At 65.3% G+C, this 1,137-nt stretch carries 1 protein-coding gene; it reads right to left on the bottom strand.

What is annotated here, in order from left to right:
- Positions 1-1,136, bottom strand: a 1,136-nt coding sequence (locus BMX92_RS26730; protein WP_093022787.1) for a UDP-glucose dehydrogenase family protein, incomplete at its 3' end; no start/stop codon positions are given.
- Position 1,137 lies beyond the last annotated feature (1 nt).

Here is a 1,137-nt window from a genome sequence, read left to right as displayed (position 1 = left end):
GCCGCCGCTTCATAGGCGTCCTTCACCATCGTCACGCCCGGCATCATCGGCGCGGCCACTTCCATCCCCTCCGGGTCATAGGCCACCACCTTCGCCCCCGCATCCTCCAGCGCCTGCACGATCGCCAGGCTCGGCGCGTCGCGCATGTCGTCGGTGTTGGGTTTGAAGGTCACGCCCAGCAGCGCCACCGTCTTGCCCCGCGCGTCGCCGCCCAGCGCCTTGACGATCTTGCGGCCCATCGCCCGCTTGCGCAGATCGTTCACCTGCACCACCGTTTCCACGATGCGGATCGGCGCGTCATAATCCTGACCGGTCTTCACCAGCGCCAGCGTATCCTTGGGGAAGCAGGAGCCGCCATAGCCGGGCCCTGCATGCAGGAACTTGCTGCCGATACGGTTGTCCAGGCCGATGCCGCGCGACACGTCCTGCACTTCGGCGCCCACCGCCTCGCACAGGTCGGCCATCTCGTTGATGAAGGTGATCTTGGTCGCCAGAAAAGCATTGGCGGCATATTTGATCAGTTCGGCGGTGCGCCGGCCGGTGAACATCAAAGGCGCCTGATTGAGGCTGAGCGGACGATAGACCTGGCTCATCACCGCGATCGCGCGTTCACTGCCGGTGGTGCCCACGACCACGCGGTCGGGCCGCTTGAAGTCGCCGATCGCCGCGCCTTCGCGCAGGAATTCCGGGTTGGACACGCATTGGATGTCGAGGTCGGGGCGCAGTTCACGCGCGATCCGCTCCACTTCGTCGCCTGTGCCGACGGGCACGGTCGACTTGGTCACGATCACCGCAGGGCCATCCAGCGCTTCCACGATTTCCCGCGCCGCAGCATAGACATAGCTCAGGTCCGCATGGCCATCCCCGCGGCGCGAGGGCGTGCCGACCGCAATGAAGATCGCGTCCGCGCCCTTGACGCCCGCCGCCAGATCAGTGGTGAAGGTCAGGCGACCGGCGGCGGCATTGCTGCCCACCAGCTGGTCCAGACCCGGCTCGAAAATCGGCATCTTCCCCGATTCGATCGCCGCGATCTTCCCCGCATCCTTGTCCACGCACACCACGTCATGGCCAAAGTCCGCAAAACAGGCCCCGGACACAAGCCCAACATAACCCGTGCCGATCATCGTGATTTTCATG

Source organism: Sphingobium sp. YR768 (assembly GCF_900111125.1).
Classification (GTDB): Bacteria; Pseudomonadota; Alphaproteobacteria; order Sphingomonadales; family Sphingomonadaceae; genus Sphingobium.
Note: the sequence above shows the minus strand (reverse complement) of the source record. Positions and strands in the feature narration are given on the sequence as shown.